This is a genomic window from Flavobacterium sp., assembly GCF_013822155.1.
Classification (GTDB): Bacteria; Bacteroidota; Bacteroidia; order Flavobacteriales; family Flavobacteriaceae; genus Flavobacterium.
Window position 1 is genome coordinate 1 of the sequence record NZ_PNJW01000008.1, and the last position, 20,441, is coordinate 20,441.

Annotated in this window: 11 protein-coding genes; 7 read left to right on the forward strand and 4 right to left on the reverse strand. The window is 32.8% G+C overall.

What is annotated here, in order from left to right:
- Window positions 1-2,510 (reverse strand): carbohydrate binding domain-containing protein (locus tag C0512_RS03480; protein WP_290858918.1); only part of this gene is annotated, 2,510 nt, incomplete at its 3' end.
- A gap of 532 nt (window positions 2,511-3,042) precedes the next feature.
- Here C0512_RS03480 and C0512_RS03485 point away from each other — a divergent pair.
- Window positions 3,043-3,975 carry an ABC transporter ATP-binding protein gene (locus C0512_RS03485; RefSeq protein ID WP_290858920.1) on the forward strand — a complete coding sequence of 311 codons (933 nt, stop codon included), beginning with the start codon at window positions 3,043-3,045 and terminating at the stop codon, window positions 3,973-3,975.
- Between the two features lie 58 nt (window positions 3,976-4,033).
- Here C0512_RS03485 and C0512_RS03490 read toward each other — a convergent pair whose 3' ends face one another.
- A complete protein-coding gene (locus tag C0512_RS03490) occupies window positions 4,034-6,439 on the reverse strand; it encodes a prolyl oligopeptidase family serine peptidase (RefSeq protein ID WP_290858922.1) in 2,406 nt (801 codons plus the stop codon).
- 98 nt (window positions 6,440-6,537) lie between these two features.
- Complete coding sequence (locus C0512_RS03495) at window positions 6,538-7,164, reverse strand: hypothetical protein (protein ID WP_290858924.1); 627 nt, start codon at window positions 7,162-7,164, stop codon at window positions 6,538-6,540.
- Between the two features lie 207 nt (window positions 7,165-7,371).
- Between C0512_RS03495 and C0512_RS03500 the strand changes: the two genes are divergently transcribed.
- Together C0512_RS03500 and C0512_RS03505 are read left to right on the forward strand one after the other, a co-directional pair.
- Window positions 7,372-8,382 carry a 3-oxoacyl-ACP synthase III family protein gene (locus C0512_RS03500; protein WP_290858926.1) on the forward strand — a complete coding sequence of 337 codons (1,011 nt, stop codon included), beginning with the start codon at window positions 7,372-7,374 and terminating at the stop codon, window positions 8,380-8,382.
- 96 nt (window positions 8,383-8,478) lie between these two features.
- Window positions 8,479-9,147 (forward strand): sterol desaturase family protein, encoded by a 669-nt coding sequence (locus C0512_RS03505; protein WP_290858928.1) that lies wholly within the window; start codon window positions 8,479-8,481, stop codon window positions 9,145-9,147.
- Between the two features lie 243 nt (window positions 9,148-9,390).
- On the opposite strand, the gene C0512_RS03510 is transcribed toward C0512_RS03505, so the two are convergent.
- Complete coding sequence (locus C0512_RS03510) at window positions 9,391-13,977, reverse strand: T9SS type B sorting domain-containing protein (RefSeq protein ID WP_290858929.1); 4,587 nt, start codon at window positions 13,975-13,977, stop codon at window positions 9,391-9,393.
- 261 nt (window positions 13,978-14,238) lie between these two features.
- Between C0512_RS03510 and argS the strand changes: the two genes are divergently transcribed.
- From argS to C0512_RS03530, 4 genes are read left to right on the forward strand one after another with little or no spacing between them, the layout of a single operon-like run.
- Window positions 14,239-16,017, forward strand: coding sequence for an arginine--tRNA ligase (argS, locus tag C0512_RS03515; RefSeq protein WP_290858931.1), 1,779 nt, complete (start codon window positions 14,239-14,241; stop codon window positions 16,015-16,017).
- Between the two features lie 43 nt (window positions 16,018-16,060).
- Window positions 16,061-17,494: a GDSL-type esterase/lipase family protein gene (locus C0512_RS03520; protein ID WP_290858933.1), complete on the forward strand. Its 1,434-nt coding sequence runs from the start codon at window positions 16,061-16,063 to the stop codon at window positions 17,492-17,494.
- Complete coding sequence (locus C0512_RS03525) at window positions 17,484-18,890, forward strand: LysM peptidoglycan-binding domain-containing protein (protein ID WP_290858935.1); 1,407 nt, start codon at window positions 17,484-17,486, stop codon at window positions 18,888-18,890. Before C0512_RS03520 ends, C0512_RS03525 begins: the two co-directional genes overlap by 11 nt.
- Window positions 18,887-20,401, forward strand: a complete 1,515-nt coding sequence (locus tag C0512_RS03530) for an MBOAT family O-acyltransferase (protein ID WP_290858937.1) — start codon at window positions 18,887-18,889, stop codon at window positions 20,399-20,401. Before C0512_RS03525 ends, C0512_RS03530 begins: the two co-directional genes overlap by 4 nt.
- Window positions 20,402-20,441 lie beyond the last annotated feature (40 nt).

The following is a 20,441-nucleotide window of genomic DNA, read 5'->3' on the forward strand; positions in this document are numbered from 1 at the left end:
CCTGATGGAATGGATTGTGAAAATCTATTTCCTCTCACCACTTGGTTTAAAGAAGTTAGATTAGTATCACAATTCTCCGCTCTTAAGCGTGCAGTAATAACAGCACAACTGTTCATCAAGTTACCATCACAGTTTTGATCGATACCGTCGTAGCAGATTTCTGTTGCTCCAGGGTTGATGGTTCCGTCATTATCGTCGCAATCTACCCCAAGTGTGGTCAAACTATAAAATGGGTCAAAGGTTGCTCCGTAACATACTGTAACTTGTGGAACGTCTAAATTATAACCATCACCATCAATATCAATATAGAAATCTCCGGTTTGCCATACAAGTTCATTTGTATCATCACAATCTGTACTGTTGGTCACATATCCCTCAGGTGCAGTCTCAGCTAATACTGAAGAAGCTAAATTACCAAAACCATCTCCATCACTATCGGCATAGAAAGTAAATAAGTCATTACTGAAATAGATGTTATCTATAAACAAACGGAATGCTGAAGTATAATTCTGCTCAATTTTTAACCCGTAAATATCGTTCAAGGCTCCTGGATAGGCTGTTAAAGGAACTCTCAATGTATTCCAACCTGCTGTAAGTGGACCTGTATTATAAAGTCTATCACTAGGTGCTAACAGAACTAAAAATAAATTAGGTCTTGGTGCATCCAAATAAATATCAATATTTAAATGTGACATTCCGGTTCCTACAAGGTTCAAACGTCTTTCTCCAGCTACAGCTGGAGGACCAACTTCACCGATATCAATCAATCCCATAAAACCAAGTCCATCTATACGTAGAGCAGTATTTGTTCCGTTTGGAACTTGTGTTAAAACCCTACCACCACCTGTAGACCAAAATGCTTGTCCAAGATTATAGTTAGGTACGTTCGTGTAAATTGACTGGTCACCTGTATAGAGAGAGATTACTCTATTTGAATCTCTTGCAGGAGGTATTGGCGATGGTCCCGGTTCAGGATAAGTCACCACAAAAGATGCCGAAGCAAGACCTGGTCCAAATTCACCGGGAACAGCGGCTTGATTTGCTGAAATGGTAGCGGTACCACCTCCAATTATCGTTACAACATCACCATCAATGGTTGCGATACCGGCTGGACTGATAGTGTAAGACCATGCACCTGAACTGTTTGAAGTTGGTGGTGTCAATGTAAATGGTGCATCTCCCAATACTTTAGTTGGTACTGTGAATACTCCCAGCGTTGGAGGAGCATCGGTTTCAGGTCTGTAAAAATAAATATTATCAATATAAATAGTTCTTGACGGTGGAGTAGCACCTACAGGATTTTCAAATCTGAAAAGATTAATAGCATTAAGATTTATAGTACCTCCTGTTGGGCTAGAGGTAAAATTGGACAAAGGTATGTCTAAAGTTACCCAACCGTTTACAGGAGTATCTATGGTTAATCTTTTAGAGGCACCCGCAGAACCTAAGAAAAACCACATAGGGGTAAGATTCACAGAAAAAACATCTACTCGTACATGCGTCATTTGTGAAACATTGGTTGCAGCAAATGCTATTTGACCATTGGTAAAACCAGTGAATAATCTTGTATTGTTTCCAGAAATCTGAATATTTGAATTTGTTGTTCCACCCCAAGTAGGTGATGAAGAAACGGCATAACTATCACTAAAAAAAGAAATAACATCTTGTGTATTTCTAGTAGGTGGTGCTGGAGCGGCAGGTGGTGTTACAGTTAACGTAGCAGTAGTTGAACCTGCATAATAACTACTAGTAGCTGCCTGGTTTGCAGTGATGGTAGTAGTACCAACACCTAAAATAGTCACAAGACCTGATGTAGAGTTAATTGTTGCTACTGCAGCATTACTACTTGTATAAGTAATAGCACCAGGACTATCTGAACTAGCAGTTGCTGTAAAAGGAGCATCTCCTAATAATTTAGGTCCAACAGTGAATGGATCAAATGTTGGATTAATAAGACATGGACCACAAGTTGAACCTCCACAATCTACACCAGTTTCATCAGCATCTTGTATACCATTAGTACATTGAGTAGCAACCCCTGGTACTATTGCTACGTCGTCAATATATACTGCAGCTGTTGTATTAACTCCCAAATTAGCCATGTGGAAATTAAGCTGAGCATTATTATTAGTAGATGTAGCAACAAAAACATAAGAATAAGTTGTCATGGTAGTTGTTAGTGCTACAGCATTATTTCTGAATTGATCAGTCCATATATTTGTATTTTGAATATTTACAGATATATTTCTACTTAATGCCGCACGAGCTCTAAAAGTAATAGTATAAGTTGCACCACCTATAAATGACTTACCTGTTTGTTTCAGTTCTGTGTCCCATGGATTTCCTCCTGCATTTGGAGCACTGAACACAGCTTCTCCATTGGTTACCGTACCACCGTCATTAAGTACCCAATTTGTTGAGCCGGCAGCAAATGTACCATTCAGTATCTGGTTTTGCGATTGTCCTAATGAAAAAGTCAGAAGGAATAATAATAAGAAATTTTTTTTCATAATTGTTTAAAATTATAGTTAATAAAAGTTTTGTTTGAAGTAGGAAATCAAATCTATTACTTTAATTTTTTTGATGGATAAAATTAGAGTATACAAAAACTATACATGACAATTATTTATACTAGTGGAATGCAAAGTACAATGATTGCTAATGTTTTATTATATAATATTGATTTTCAGATAGTGTAATAGCATCCATTTATGGGCAATGTTGAGTTGTTGTATAGGTAAATTGAGTTGTTTTACATCAATTACATCGTTATAGTTGGTGATTTTATAATTTAATTATACTAAAAATAGCGTTTGTGTAAAATTTTGAAGTTATTTTTAAGAATTAGATAAAATTAATATTGATAAAATATTTAATAATTCAGTAAGGATTTTATACTATATTGTAATAAAAAATGCTGATTTAATAATTGTTTGGATTTGTAAAGCAATTTTTATGAATAAATTATTCGTAAAACTAATTTATTTTGAAATTCAAGAATCATAAAGATAACTTAAGCTAAATTTGCACCAATATATTTTTATGTTACTTATTCAAAACATTGCTTTTTCTTACTTGAAGGAAACAACCATTCAAAACTGTACTTTTTCGCTTGAAAAAGGAAATAATCTTGCTATTATTGGTGAAAGTGGTTGTGGGAAAAGTACGCTTTTAAAACTCATTTATGGCTTATATGATTTGGATGAAGGACAAATATTTTGGAATAATTCAGCGGTTTTAGGGCCAAAATTTAATCTTATTCCCGGAATGCCCTATATGAAATATTTGGCTCAGGATTTCGATTTGATGCCTTTTATAACTGTTGCTGAAAATATAGGAAAGTACCTTTCAAATTTTTATCCGGAAGAAAAAAAAGAGCGGATTTCTGAATTGTTGGAGATTGTTGAAATGACCGAATTTGCAACTGTCAAAGCCAAATTTTTAAGTGGTGGGCAAATGCAACGCGTGGCTTTGGCTCGTGTTTTGGCTTTGGAACCGGAAGTATTATTGTTAGACGAGCCTTTCAGCCATATCGATAATTTTAGAAAAAATAGTTTGCGTCGTAAATTGTTTTCCTATTTGAAAGAGAAAAAAATTACCACTATTGTAGCCACACACGATAGTACTGATGTTTTGTCTTTTGCTGATGATGTTTTGGTAATGAAAAAGGGACAAATTTGCACTCAAGGCAGTCCAAATGAATTGTATATAAATCCACAATCAAAATATGTTGCTTCACTTTTTGGTGATGTAAATGAAATTCCCGGTTTTTATTTTAACGAAAAAGCAATTCAGTATTTATTTCCGCATCAATTAATTGTAGTAGAACATTCTAATTTAAAAGTTATTGTAGTAAATAGCTATTTTAGAGGTAGTCATTATTTAATTGAAGCATCTTCAGAAAATGGAATCTTGTTTTTTGAGAGCGAAATTAAGTTGGAAAAAGATCATTTGGTTTATTTAAATAAAAAATAAACCCCAAAATTTATCAATTTCAGGGTTAATCTATTGTGTTTTTTCTATATTCTTAAAACTAATTCTTCAAATATTTTTCTAAAAATTGATCTTGTTCCCAAAGTAAATGAAGAATATTTTCTTTTGCAGCATATCCATGACTTTCTTTCGGTAAAATCACCATGCGAACGGGAGCTCCTAAATTTTTCAACGCTTGAAAATAACGTTCCGTTTGCAAAGTAAACGTTCCCGGATTATTATCAGCTTCGCCGTGAGTTAATAATAAAGGTGTTTTCATTTTATTGGCATTCATAAAGGGCGACATAGTGTTATAAACTTCAGGAACATCCCAATAATTTCGTTGTTCACTTTGAAATCCAAATGGCGTTAAGGTTCTGTTGTAGGCACCGCTGCGGGCAATTCCACAGGCAAATAAGTTCGAATGGGTCAATAAATTTGCCGTCATAAAAGCTCCGTAAGAATGTCCGCCAACCGCTACTTTTTTACGGTTGATATACCCCAATTTATCTACGGCATCTATCGCTGCTTCAGCATTGGCAACTAATTGTTCGATGAAGGTGTCGTTTGGTTCCGTTGTTCCTTCTCCAATAATTGGGAAAGAAGCATTGTCTAATACAACATAGCCTCTTGTAACCCAATAAACAAAAGAGCCATAGTTAGGAAAGGTAAATTGATTTTCATTTTTATCGCTTTGTCCCGCTGATTTTTTGTCTTTATATTCAGCTGGATAGGCCCAAATTAAGAGCGGAAGTTTTTCTTTTTTAACTTTGTCATAACCAATAGGAAGGTATAACGTTCCTGAAAGCTCTACACCATCTTTCCGTTGGTATTTTATCACTTCTTTGTACACGTTTTTGATACTTTCAAATGGATTTTTAAAGTTTGTAATTTGTGTTAATTTTCCTTTTGATTTTATATTTCTGAAGTAATAATTAGGAAATTCATTTTTTGATTGAATCATAACCAATGCTTCCCCTTTTTTGACATCTTCCATCGATAAAATATCTTCCTTTTTATATTTATAGGTAGATTGATATAAACGTTTTGTTTTTAAAGTGGATAAGTTCAGCTCATCTATGAAAGGAAATTGGCCTTCTTTAGTAAATCCTTTTCCAATTAAATAAGCGTTATTGTTTTCTAAAACTAAAACATATTTTCCATACTGATTTTTTTTAGTTTCAAAATCACCCGGGTCTGCATAAATATCCTGATAATTTCTATCCGATATAACTTTTGGAGAAAGCATTGGGCTAGATGGATTGATTAAATATGTTTTCATGTTTCTGGTGTCGTACCATTGATCATAAACTATGGCAGTTGTATCATCACCCCATTCAATTCCGGAAAAACGTTGTTGGGTTTTCACTAATGAAGTTGGATTGGATGAAAAAGGGGCATCCCATAAAAAAATTTCATCTCTGAAATCTACTTTATTAGCCTGATCACCTTCGTCTAATGCTTCAACAAAATATAAAGTTGCCGGTTTGTCAGTTCTCCAAGTCATATTTCTTTTTCCTTTTCGAACAGAAGAGAATCCTTTTGGAATGATTTCAGAAAGAGGCACTTCGTTAACAACTTTAATTTCATTTCCGGTTTTGTCATAAACAACTGTTTTTTGAGGAAATCTGCTTAAAGGTACAATATAGGAAAAGGGTCTTTGAATCGTTGAAATCATTATGTAATTTCCATCGGGCGAAATGCTTTCTCCGGAATACATATCAGCTTTTTTGAATAACGTGGCTTTTCCATTCACTGAAATTTTATATAATTCGGAGGTAACCAATGTTTCAAAATTTTGTTCATCAAGGGGGTTTTTCAACAAATCCTGGTAGGTTCTGTTTTGAGAAACATTTCCATCACTAGTGGAAACCGTAGGACCGGTTGGTAAATCTTTTTTAACATCAATTAAGGCAGGACGATTTTGAACTAACATTCGAACTAAAATAGATTCACTGTCAGCAAACCAACTAAATGGATTCCCCATGTTTGCATTAACAATTGCCTCGGTTAATTTAGTCGCCTGAGCTGAAACAACATCAATAATCCAAAGTTCGACTCCTGTATTTGTAGTGTGTGAAAAGGCAATTTTCTTTTGATTAGGTGCCATTGAAAGGTTGCTTATTTTCGGGTTTTCCGGTAAACCTTTGACTTGAATTTCATCTTTATCAGCAATTTTTCGCAATTTCAGGTTGTTAACATAAGTAACAGTACTTGAAATATTTGTAACAGGATTAATGCGAAGTCCGCCTAAACGCATTTCTTCTTGATTCAATTCATCCAATGTTTTATAAGTACTTCTGTAGGACAACAACATGTATTCTTTATTGGTATCCATGTTGACCGTTGGAGCTCTTTCGTAATCAGCCAAATCCAAAATTTCTTTGGGAGGTTTTTGATAGGTTAAATTTTCCTGAGCTGAAACAAAATAGCTCACTAAAAGAAACAGAAGTAATTGAATTTTCATAAAGAGTAAGTTTGAAATATTTGTGCACTAAAAATAGCACATAATAAATCCAAACTTCTAAAAAATCTGTTAAAATAGGGAAGAAGTAGAAGCGAGTATTATTCTTTTACTACAATAAGTGATGCTTTAGCTCCGGTCGCTAAATTCCAAATGTCGGACATAATTACATTTCCAAATTCGTCCTGAACCGCAAATTGAGCAGTATTTGGACCGGATTCTCCTTGATTTAATGCTAAAAATTCAAGATTATTAAATCCGGGTTGAAGTTCTATAAAGTAGACTTTGAATGATTCTGTTAAGTAAACACTGCTTTGAACTAATTTATCATTGAGGTAAATGCTAACTCGGTCACCATCAACCGCTTCATGATCTCGGCACATTACTTTAATGAATTTTGATTTACTTCTAAAATCACCAAAATATTTACCTCGTTTATATTCTTCTTTCATTTCAACTTCACCTGTGAGGTAATTTGGTTTTACCTCAAATTTTTTCTCCATCAGACCATAATTTTGAGTTAGGTCAATTTTTTTTTCTTCTCGTAGAGGTGTTGTATTAGGTTCAGGGGAAGGCGTACTTTTTGGTGCGAATAGTGAACTTCCGGTTGTGCTTGGTGTCACTCCAAAATTGCCACCAAATGAAGTTGACTTATTTGTATTGTCAAATTGTGCCTGGGTTACAGGAACCAAAATAAAATAAAATAAAACAGGCAGTATAAATCTCATGGTAATAAATTTCGTTTCAAATATACTAGTTAGACATTAATCAGGCTCTTAACAAAATGCTAAATGTAAATTATATTTAACAATAAGGGTGCCAAATAACAAGAAGAAGTTGTTATTTTGTTTATAATTAAAAACAAAGTCATTTTTAGCGATACTTTTTAAAAGATTGCTAAATTTGTGTAACTAATTTTATTAAAAAAGCAAAATATGTATCATTCAAAAATAGCCGGATTAGGATTTTATGTGCCTGAAAATGTAGTGACCAACGATGATTTGTCAAAATTAATGGATACAAATGATGAATGGATTCAGGAGCGAACCGGAATAAAAGAACGCAGACATGTTCAAAGAGGTGATGGTAACTCAACAACATCGATGGGTGTTAAGGCCGCTCAAATAGCTATAGAAAGATCAGGTGTGGCAAAAGAGGATATTGATTTTATTGTTTTTGCCACTTTAAGTCCGGATTATTATTTTCCCGGTCCGGGTGTTTTAGTGCAACGTGATTTGGGTTTAAACACGATTGGAGCTTTGGATGTTCGAAATCAATGTTCCGGTTTTGTTTATGCTGTTTCTGTTGCGGACCAATATATAAAAACAGGAATGTACAAAAACATTTTAGTGATAGGCTCTGAATTGCAATCGTATGGATTAGACATGACTGACAGAGGAAGAGGTGTTTCCGTTATTTTTGGTGATGGGGCAGGAGCAGCAATACTTTCCAGAGAGGAAGATTTAACCAGCGGAATTCTTTCAACTCATTTACATTCTGAAGGAATTCATGCAGAAGAATTAGCTGTTGTTGCACCCGGAATGGGGAAACGCTGGGTGACTGATATTATTAAAGATAATGATCCTAATGATGAAAGTTATTATCCCTACATGAATGGGCAATTTGTATTTAAAAATGCAGTTGTTCGATTTAGTGAAGTAATTAATGAAGGCTTGCAAGTGAATAATTTAGCAGTTTCTGATATTAATTTATTGATTCCTCATCAAGCTAATTTGAGGATTTCCCAATTCATTCAACACAAATTTAAATTATCAGATGAGCAAGTATTTAATAATATTCAAAAATACGGAAATACGACTGCGGCTTCTATTCCAATTGCTTTGACGGAAGCATGGGAACAAGGTAAAATTAAAAAAGGAGACATTGTTGTTTTAGCAGCATTTGGAAGTGGTTTTACTTGGGGAAGTGTCATAATTAAATGGTAAAATAAATGTAAAATATTATTGTAGCAATATTCTTTGTTAAAGACTTTTTTATATTTTTGTTTTAAATTTACATGTTATTTTAAACTTTTTATTAAAATGAAACCCAAGAGAGTTCAGCACACGGGTCAAGCCAGACTTTTTGAAAGTGATATTCTAGAAATGTTGACAAAAACAAACCCCGGAATTATTTGGGGAGTTTATATTCCAATACTAAGTTATATACTTTTTAGGGCTAATCAAGTTTATGGATTAGAAATAAAAACCATTGTATTGTTGTTTTTTGCAGGAATGATTTATTGGACTTTTTTTGAATATATTGCTCACCGATTTCTTTTTCATATGGTTAGTGATAATTTAAAAACACAAAAAGTAGCTTATATTTTGCATGGAAATCATCATGAATATCCACGCGACAGACAACGATTATTTATGCCTTTGGTTCCCAGTTTGATTTTAGCAACGATCTTATTTTTATTCCACTATCTTTTTTTAGGCAAATATAATTGGGCTTTTTTTCCGGGATTTATGATTGGTTATCTTTCCTATGCCTCGATGCATTATGCCATTCATGCTTTTGATCCTCCCTTTAAATTTATGCAACCTTTGTGGAGAAATCATCAATTGCATCATTATAAAGATGAACATTTGGGTTTTGGTGTGAGTAATACTTTTTGGGACCGTGTTTTTGGAACTATGTTTGATTTAACTAAAAACAAACAAGACAAGGAAAAAGTAAAAGAGTTAATGTTTGATAAAGAGAATTAAAATAGAAGCCGTCTAAATAATAATTTTAGGCGGCTTTTTTTATGAGTATTAAAATTAACTTACTCTTGTTTGTTGTCTTTTCTATTCGTTAGTCATAATAATTGACAATTAAATGAAAGATAACTTTAATTTGCAGAAAGATTATATAACCAAAAGTAAACAAATAGATTAAAATGTTATAGGTAAAAAAAAAGACCTTCACGTGGAAGGTCTTTAATTTCTAAACAACAAAACAATATAAAACTATCTCTTCAATGAAAAGTGAGATTTGAATTCTTTGGTTTGATTATTTTCTTCATAAGTTACTGTAAACCAATAATCAGAAGAAGGCATTTGTTGACCGTTGTATAAACCATCCCAACCTTTTTTGTTTGGGAATAATTGGGCAATAAATTTACCATATCGATCATAAATATAGATAGTGGCTTTTACTTGTTCTTTTAAATCAACTATATTCCACGTGTCATTGTATCCGTCTCCATTTGGGGTGAAGAATTTCGGATAGTTGATAACTAAGACAGTGTCAGTAGCAGATCCACAACCATTTTTATCACGAACAGTAACAGAATGAATACCTGAAGCAACATTATCAAACGTAGGACTGTCTTGAAATGGACTGCCATCTAATGAATATTCATAATTTCCACCTACACCGTTTGCATTAATGGTTATAGAATTAGTGCTACTAAAAGCCATGCTTACAGTAAAGTTAATAGCAGCCGGTTCTGAAGCTAATACTTCTGCAGGAGTTGGTTCAGACGAACATCCTGTTGCTAAACTGGTTGCAATTACACTATATACGCCAGGGGCCATTACTTGTAAAGAACTTCCTGTTGCACCTTCAATTAATGTTGTGTCTAAATACCATTCAAATGTATGAGTAGTAGAGGATAGACCACTAAAAATGGTATAAGGATTTAATAGATTTCCTGTTTCACTTTCTATACAAACAATACCATCTAATGGAGTTGGTTCAGGAATTTTATTGACAATGATTGTAATTGGTTTGATATCAAAACAATCAGGTACCAATGTATTATTTACTCTCACATAAACCAACTGTAATTCAGAAGAACTAAAAGAGTTGATTTGACTGGAAGCATCACTCAAACTAGCATAATAGTTAACAGTAAATTCACTTCCGGTTTGAGAACCTAACACAATACTGCTTAAAGTGCTAAAATCAAAAGAGGTTATTCCATCATTTTCACCATCTTCATCACAAACAGTTCTGTTAACTAATGGAACAGGATTTGCAATTGGAGTAGGAATAATTGTAACAATGAAAGAACTTTCATCTGAACAATTTGGTGAATAACCGGATGAGGCAAAAATATAGATTGTTTGAGTCGTTGTAATTGAACTTCCGGCCGGAATTTGACCACCTGTTCCGTTTGGTCCTCTGTAATATTTTCCAACAGTTAAAGGTTGTAAAACATAACTAGAACACGTTGACACATTATCTAAAACATCTACATTAAATATATTTATATCAAAACTTTTTTCATCAAAACAATTTGGTGTTGTGCCGGTTTCTGCATAAACAAATAATGTTTGTGAAGTTGTTAATTCTGTTCCTGCTAGAATTGTTGATCCATTTCCACCTGATTGAGTAAAATAATTTCCAACAGTTAACGTAGGTAAAATATAGGAGCTACAAACGTTTACATTTGATATAGGCTCAATTACAGGTGATACATAAATAGTCACCGTAAAAGACGTTTGATCAGTACAAGAAAATGCCGGTCTAATTTGATTTTCTTTATAGATGTAAATTGTTTGTGTTGTTGTAATTAATGTACCCGGTGTTAGAACTGTTCCAAAACCATTTGGTCCATCTGGTGCAGTATAATAAATATTACCGGCAGTTAGAGTTGGTAATACATAACTGTCACACACTTCAACATTGTTTAAAACGTCTGCATGAATTTCAAAAACATTTACTTGAAAACTAGTTTCAGCACTACATCCATTTTCTTCGGCATAAATATAGATTATTTGAGAGGTTGTAATTACATCACCTCCATGAAGCATATTTCCAGTTCCATTTGGTCCAGTATAATAATGGCCAAGTGTAAGATCCGTTAAAATATAATTGTTACACCCATCAATATCTGATCTGGAGTCTATTTGAGGTGGAGTTAGCACCGTAACATCAAAACTTACTGAGTTTTGACAACCATTTCCATTATTTAAATAAATATATAATGTTTGAGAGGAAGTTACTTCACTACCAACTGCTAAAGCTGTTCCTGTTCCATTTGGACCAGTAAAATAATTTCCAAGCGGAATACTAGGTAAAAAATAACTTTCACAACCTGTAGTTACAAGGGGAGTTTCAATCACTGGTAAAGCAATAGTTACTGTAAAATTTAAATTATCTGTACAGTTTGGTTGAGATTGACTAGGGGCATATACATATATTGTTTGAGTACTACTAATTACTGTCCCGGCTTGTATTTGTTGTCCAGTTCCATTTGGCCCTGTAAAATAACCGCCAATTGGTAAAGAAGGTAATATGAAATTAACACATTCGGTAGTAGATGTTGGTGCATCAATGCCAATATATACTGTAAAACTTGTTTGACTTTCACAAAAGCTATTCGCAGCATAAATATATATTGTAGTAGTTTCTGTAATTATAGTTCCGGGAGCCAATTGGTTACCTGATCCATTTGGAGCATCATAATATTGCCCATTTGAAATGGATGGTAAAGTATAGGAAGTACAATCAAAAACATTTGTAAATGTTTCTGTGCTTGGAGCTGGTAATATGGTTAAATTAATTGGTAAATCTAAAATACAATATGGTGGTTCAGGTGAGACAAAGTAAAAATAGATAGTTTGAGATGACGTTAATGTTGTGCCGTTTAACTGTGTTCCTGTTCCTCCCGGACCGGTAAAATATCCACCAATTGCTGAATTAGGTACATTATATGAATTACAAAATTGATTATTTGTGGTATTGATATCTTCCGGTTTTATGATAGTTACCATAAAACTAGACTGATTTGGACAAAATGGTTCAATTAATCCAATATTATAAATGTATATTCTTTGTGTTTCTTCTATAATATCACCCGCAAATTTTGCTGTTCCTGTTCCATTCGGACCGGTGAAATAATTACCATAAATTAAAGAAGGTAAAATATAATATTCACAAACGATTACATCTTCTTTTGTATCGACTAAAGGAAGTGGTGAAACAACAATATTAAATGATACAACACTATAACAAGATGGGTCTGAAGCATTTTGAAGTCTAGCATATAGTGTTCTTGAAACACTAACAAATTGACTTTGACCAATCGGGTTTAAGCCATTGTTTGCATTTGCTAAATTTCCATGATAGGAAACTATATTGTATTCAGATGATTGACCATTTAATATTTGATTATTTAAAGTTGACAACATAAAGGTGCCTCTAGTTGGATCAGTTATTCTTGCACATCCTAACAAATCAGAAGGTTGATGAGCTACTGGAGCAGGAGTCACTAATAATTGAAATGACTTAATAGAATAACACGAAGTATTATTTTTTTGAACTCGTACATAAATAGTTTGATTCCCGGCACTTGTGTATAGTAAGGGTAATGCACTAGTTGAATTAGTTGCTTGTGCTAATGTAGCATGATAAGTAACTGTTGTTCCTCCGGAAATTCCTGCTGTTACAACCGGATTATTGAGAGCTAAATTAAATTGATACGTTGAAGCACCTGAATCACATTTTAAAATGTCAATAGGCTCTGGAGCATTAAAAACAGAGTTGTATTCTATTTGTACAATATCACTCACCACTTGACATGGGAAAGCAATATTAGTATAAGTCAATTCATAACTTCCGGGTTCTGTAATGGTCAAAGTGGGTCCGTTTTCACCGACCAAAACTACACCATCTTTTTTCCAAACAAATGAGTATTGGGTTGCACTTAAATTGCTATTGATTATATGTGATTCTCCGCTACATAAAGCAGAATTAGAAGCAATTATTAAATCATCGCCTAACACATTTTGTCCAATATTAAAACTATTAGCTGATAAAAAGATTGCTGAATCTGATTGTGGGTCTATTCTATCTGCAACAACTAATTTAATTTTATAGGGTGTATTAGGAATTAAAACAGCTGCTGCATTCATCACAACTGTTTGACCATTAAAATTGGTTGGAGATAAAGCGGAATTAGCACCTCCATTAAAAGAACCAAAAAATTGTGGATTAACAGACGGACAAGCAGAATTGTATAGAAAATCTCTAACTGTAACTACAGATATAGGGGTATTAGTTCCCGGTACAACAGCTAGGTTAGTTGTTACTCCCGTATTTAAATTTGTCAATAAAAAGGCAAAAGCATCGGAAAACTGACATTGAAAATTACCATATTCCTCTGAAGCAAATAAAAAGTCAAAATCAAAATAGGGAGACATTGCGGTGAAATTGAACTCTAAAACGGTTGCATTAGTTGAAGTCATTGCAATTCCGGCATTGGCTAGAATATTTTCCAAATCACTGTCACCTGGCCATGTATTTAATCCATCATTAAGCATGGAGTTGTTTGGCCCTACAGAATTCATTACATTTCCAGTACTCAGTATAACACCACTTTGCATTGGAAAATTGGGATTGGTATTTTGAAAATATCCAATTCCATTTGATGAACCAAAGTTGGTACCTGTGCTCCAATTAATATTGTTAACTGTTAAGCATGGTGAATTCACTAACACATTTGAAACCAATTCTGGTACAGTATAGGTGGTAGTGTTCACCGTGATAGCTTGTGAAATTCCAAGTATTGGAATTAAAAGCAACAAGAAGAGTAATTTTGTTTTCATGCTTATTAATTTGGGTATTTAAACTTTTATTGATTTTTTGACACAACAAATGAATGAATAAATATCGATTAAAAGCAAATAAAATCGATGAAATACACTTTAATAATCTTTAACAATATAAAATACTTACAAAAATGAGTAATAATTAGGTGTTTTTTCATTTAAAATGATTTTTTAGACAAAAAACCTATTCATAAATAATAAGAATGCATCTTAAGTTTTTAGAATTTAAAATTATCTTTGTCGAAATAAAGAATGATAATGAATTTAGAAGAATTTTTAAATCAACCAGTCCAAAAAGCAGTACAAACTATATTTGATATATCTCCAGAAAAAATTGAATTTCAATTAACTAGAAAGGATTTTGAGGGTGATATTACCTTAGTTATTTTTCCTTTATTAAAATTAATTAAGGGAAACCCGATTGAAATTGGAAATAAAATAGGAACTTTTTTAGTTGAAAATGTAGTTGAGGTTGAAAAATTCAATGTAGTTTCCGGGTTTTTAAATATTGTTATTTCTGATTCTTATTATAGTAAGTTTTTCTCTGAAATTAAAAACAATCCAACTTTTGGATTTGTTTCTCAAAATGAAAATGAGAAGGCAATGATGGTGGAATATTCTTCTCCAAATACTAATAAACCTTTGCATTTAGGCCATATAAGAAATAATCTATTAGGCTTTTCCGTGGCAAAAATCATTAAAGCTTCGGGTAAAAAAGTTTATAAAACTCAAATCATTAATGACCGCGGAATTCATATTTGTAAGTCCATGTTGGCTTGGCAAAAATTCGGAAACGGACAAACACCTGAATCAACCGGATTGAAAGGGGATAAGTTAGTCGGTAATTTTTATGTAGCTTTTGATAAACAATATAAAGCCGAAATAAATGATTTAATTGCCCAAGGTCAAAAGGAAGAGGAAGCCAAGAAAAATGCTCCTTCTATTTTAGAAGCTCAACAAATGCTCCTCGATTGGGAAGCTGGTAAACCGGAGGTAATCGAACTTTGGAAAACAATGAACCGGTGGGTTTATGATGGTTTTGAAACAACATATAAAAATTTAGGTGTCAATTTTGATAGTTATTATTATGAAAGTAACACCTATTTACTCGGAAAAGAAGTAGTTCAATTTGGATTAGAAAAAGGAATTTTTGAAAAAGATCCTGATGGTTCAGTTTGGATTGATTTGACAGAGGAAGGATTAGATAGAAAAATCGTGCTACGCTCAGACGGTACTGCTGTCTATATGACACAAGACATAGGAACAGCTATCCAACGGGTAAAAGATTTTCCTGATGTCGGCGGAATGGTTTATACAGTTGGTAATGAGCAAGATTATCACTTTAAAGTACTTTTTTTAATCTTAAAAAAATTAGGATTTGATTGGGCTAAAAACCTTTTCCATTTATCCTATGGAATGGTAGAATTGCCATCAGGTAAAATGAAATCCCGTGAAGGAACGGTTGTGGATGCTGATGATTTGATGGATGAAATGACTGAAACTGCTGCGAAAATTTCACAAGAATTAGGTAAACTTGAGGGTTATTCAGAAGAAGAAAAACAAAAGCTATACAAAATTATAGGTCTTGGTGCTTTGAAATATTTTATGCTGAAAGTCGATCCTAAAAAATCAATGCTTTTCAATCCGGAAGAATCAGTTGATTTTGCCGGGAATACGGGACCGTTTATTCAATACACTTATGCTCGAATTCAATCTATTTTGAGAAAAGCTAACTTTGACTATTCGGAAACTATTACTACATTAATTTTACATCCAAAAGAGAAAGAATTACTGAAAATGTTGGAAATGTATCCTAGCATTATTCAAAACGCGGCAAATCAACTCAGTCCTGCTCTAGTTGCCAATTATACATACGATTTAGTTAAAGAATATAATTCATTTTATCAAACGGTTCCAATTTTACCGGAAACGGATTTAACACTAAAAAAATTCAGAGTACAATTATCTCAAAAAGTAGGTGAAACTATTAAATCGGCATTCTCCCTATTGGGAATTGAAGTTCCGGAAAGAATGTAATTTTACTGTTGTGAGTACAAAAACGTCTTATTTTTTTCAAACTTTGGTAGTAATTTTTATTTCTGCCCTTGGTTTTTTGTTTTTTAAAGAAGTGTTGCCTAAGCGAATTTTTTCAGAATCAACGATTTCTTCAAAAAATGTAGTTATTGATAGTTTACTATTAGAAACAATTGCGTTAGAGGAAGAAATAAAAAAAGATGAAAAAACTATTGATACTTTTTATAGAAAAAAAATAGTTTTTGAACAAATAGAAGGAATTGCCTATCCTCCGGAAGAATATGGGCAATACAAAGGTTTTCAGTATCTAATTCCTTTTTTTGAAAAACTATACCAATTAGAAACTAAACAAGAAGGAGATATCAGAATTGCTTATTTTGGTGATTCTATGACAGATGGCGATTTAATAGTACAGGATTTTCGAAAGGCAATGCAAACACAGTTTGGCGGTGAAGGAGTTGGATTCGTTTCAATCACTTCAGAATCAGCTGGTTCCAGAAGCTCTATTTCACATCAATATTCCGGAAATTGGAAAACACAATCGTATCTGAATGTGAAGCGTCCATTAAAACCTTTTGGAGTTAATGGGCATGTTTTTTTTGCTAATGATACACTTTCTGATGCTTGGGTACAGTACAAAGCCGGATTTGGAATGCATACATCCCAACTTAATAATCCAACCTTGTTTTATGGAAATTCTTCTAATAAAATGGGAGAAATGTTAATTAAAATTGGAAAAGACACTTTGATTAAAAAGCTAAATCCCGAGAAACAACTAAATGCTTTAGCTGTTTCAATGACTAATTTGAAAAGTTTTAAAGCAGTTTTTAAAGAAGCGGATTCTATTCCAATTTACGGATTTAATTTTGATGATGGAAAAGGCGTTCATGTCGATAATTTCTCCAATCGGGGAAATTCAGGATTACCTATTTCTACTTTTAATACCAATTTAATGAAACAATTTCAAGAGCGATTGGATTATGATTTAATCATTTTGCACTATGGAACAAATGTTTTAAATTATGGTACATACAATTATAATTGGTACGAAAAAGGAATGACTCGAGTAGTCAATCATATCAAAGAATGTTTTCCGGGCGTCACAATTTTAGTGATTTCAACTGCCGATAAAGCAACCAAATATGAATTGGAAATGAAAACCGATTCGGCCGTTGTTCCTTTAACTTTGGCTCAACGAAAATATGCTGTGCAATCAAAAGCCGGTTATTTCAACTTATATGAAGCGATGGGGGGTGAAGGTTCGATGGCTAAATGGGCAGAAGAAGTTCCGCCAATGGCCAATAAAGATTATACTCACTTTAATTATAAAGGAGCTCAAAAAGTTGCCGGTTTATTATATGACCAAATACAAACCGGATATGCACAGTATAAACTAATGCGAAAAAATAAAAAAGTACTTCCAACTAAACCTACGGTTGATTCCGTTTCTTCTAAAAACAACACCGTAAATGCACAGTAAATTTTTTTTCTTTCTTTTTTTTCTTTTATTTAGTTTTAGTCTTTGTGCTCAATCTGATTCTTTGTTCGTTGAAATTGATACAACTGAAGTTATCACGGCAATAAATGAAATAAAAAACAATAAAGCTATAAACCCAATTTTTGAAAAATTGGTCAATCTCCAAAAATCAAAAGTTGGAAAGCTAAATGTTGTTCATATTGGCGATTCACACATTCAAGCCGATTTGTTTTCAGGATTAATGCGTAAAAATTTGCAGCAACAATTTGGAAATGCCGGACGGGGTCTTGTTTTTCCTCATAGTTTGGTTAAAACAAATGGAACGGGTGATGTTCGTTTTTCTTCCAACCAAACATGGGAAAGCCAACGAAATATTTATCCAAATACGGGAAATCCGGTTGGTTTAAGTGGAATAGCCCTGTTTACTAAATCCAACGATTTTGCTATTGAAATGACAGTAAAAAATCAAGAATATGTTTTTAACAAACTAAAAATTATTACGCCACAAAATATAAAAATGTTTGAGGTGGCTTTGACCTCAAAAACGATTAAAATCGAGTCAGAAATTCCAAAGAATATTTTACACAAAATTAAAAATGGTGAAAGTTTATCGGTCATTTCTGAAAAGTATGATGTTTCAATTGCTCAAATCAAAAAAGAAAACAGATTAAAAAATAATAACATCCGAGCCGGAAAAACATTGAAAATACCCTCAAAAGAAAAAGCCAAAAAAGTAGTTGAACGTTCAGAATTCATTCCTTTAGAAACTCGTTTAGAGGATGGTTTTCATTCGTTTGAAACAGATACATTATTACATAAAATATACTTAATTCCTGCCTTGAACCAATCGGATTATGCTTTAAACGGATTAGTTTTAGAAAATAATAATCCGGGAATTATATACCACACAATAGGAGTAAACGGTGCAAAATGCTCTGATTTCACTAAATTTCCTTTGTTTTTTGAACAATTAGCTATTTTACAACCGGATTTGGTTATCATTTCTTTAGGAACCAATGAGAGTTTTGATAAAATGGTAACTACCAATTTTATAGTTCAGTTGAATTTGATGATGGAACTTATTTTAGCTAAAAATCCAACTACAACTTTTTTAATTACAACACCGCCACCTTCACAATTTAAACGAAAATTTCCTAATACTTTTGTGGCAGATTATACAAAAGAAATTTTAGCTCAAGCCGAGTTGAAAAATTATGCTGTTTGGGATATGTTTTCCAATTTTGGTGGACTTTTCGGAGTAAATCAATTGGTAAAAGAAGGAATAATTGGAGCAGATAAAGTACACTATACCAAAGTTGGTTATGAACGTCAGGGACAACTTTTAACTGAAGCTTTTTTGAGTTCATTTGAAAATTATAATTTAGAGATAAATAAGTGATACCGCTTTTTAATATAAACCGTTGGGTGGAACAGAATTTTGGACATCTCACTTGGGAACAAGTGCAAAGTTGGTTTGTGTTTGATTCTCAAAAACCACTTTTATTCAATAGTGGTTTGTTTTTGGGATTGTTTCTTATCTTTTATTTCTTTTATATTTTAACACAAAAAACACATCGATTACGCATTGCTTATGTTGTAGCTTTTTCACTTTTTTTCTATTATAAATCAAGTGGGATTTTCTTTTTACTGATTATTTTTTCTTCTGTTTTAGATTATGTTATTGCCAAATTAATTTATGATGAAAAAAGTAATTTTTATAGAAAATTTTATCTGATTGTCAGTTTATTGGTTAACCTTGGATTACTTGGTTATTTTAAATACACTAATTTTTTTATTGATAATACGAACTTAATTTTTGATAGAAATTTTGAGTTTCAAGATATCATACTTCCTGTTGGAATTTCATTCTACACCTTTCAAACCCTTAGTTATACGATTGATGTTTACAGAAAACAACTTGAACCTACCAAAAGTTTTGTGGACTTTTTGTTTTTCGTTTCTTTCTTTCCTCAATTAGTAGCCGGTCCAATTGTTCGTGCCAGTGATTTTATTCCACAAATATACAAGCGACTAAATCTGACAAAAGAAGAATTTAATGCGGCTTTGTTTTTGATTGTTGGAGGATTATTAAAAAAAGCGGTCATTTCCGATTATATTTCTATCAACTTTGTAGATAGAGTGTTTGATGCTCCAAACAGTTATACTTCATTTGAAAATCTGATGGCTTCTTATGGATATGCCATTCAGATTTATTGTGATTTTTCGGGTTATTCCGACATGGCGATTGGCTTGGCTTTATTGATGGGATTTTGGCTTCCGCCCAATTTCAGAACACCATATCAATCCGCTTCAGTTACAGAGTTTTGGCGTCGTTGGCATATTTCATTATCCACATGGTTGCGGGATTATCTTTATATCTCTTTAGGTGGAAATCGAAATGGAAAATTAAAAACCTATATTAATTTATTTCTAACCATGTTATTAGGTGGACTATGGCATGGTGCTTCTTGGAAATTCGTTTTTTGGGGAACTCTTCACGGTTTGGCACTAGCTTTTGAACGTTTCTTTGGTAATTTTATCAAATTACCTAAAAACCATTTTATCAAAACCTTACAAATCTTATTGACATTTCATTTTGTGGCCTTTTGTTGGTTGTTCTTCCGAGCAAAAGATTTTCAAACGGCTTTTTTAATTATTGATAATATTGGTAAACTAACGTTTAATCCAAATCAATGGTTCATCATTGCTCAAGGATATCAAAATGTGTTTTTATTACTTTTAATCGGATTTGTTTGGCATTTTCTGCCTAATAGTGTTATTAAATTATTACAAAAAAGTTTTAATGCTACTCCTCTACTTGGAAAGGCAATTCTTTTGGCTTTTATATATTGGATAGTATATGCTACCGCTTCTGCAGGACCACAACCGTTTATTTATTTCCAATTTTAAAAATTGAAATAAAAATTCATTTATAGTGACAAAAGCAATA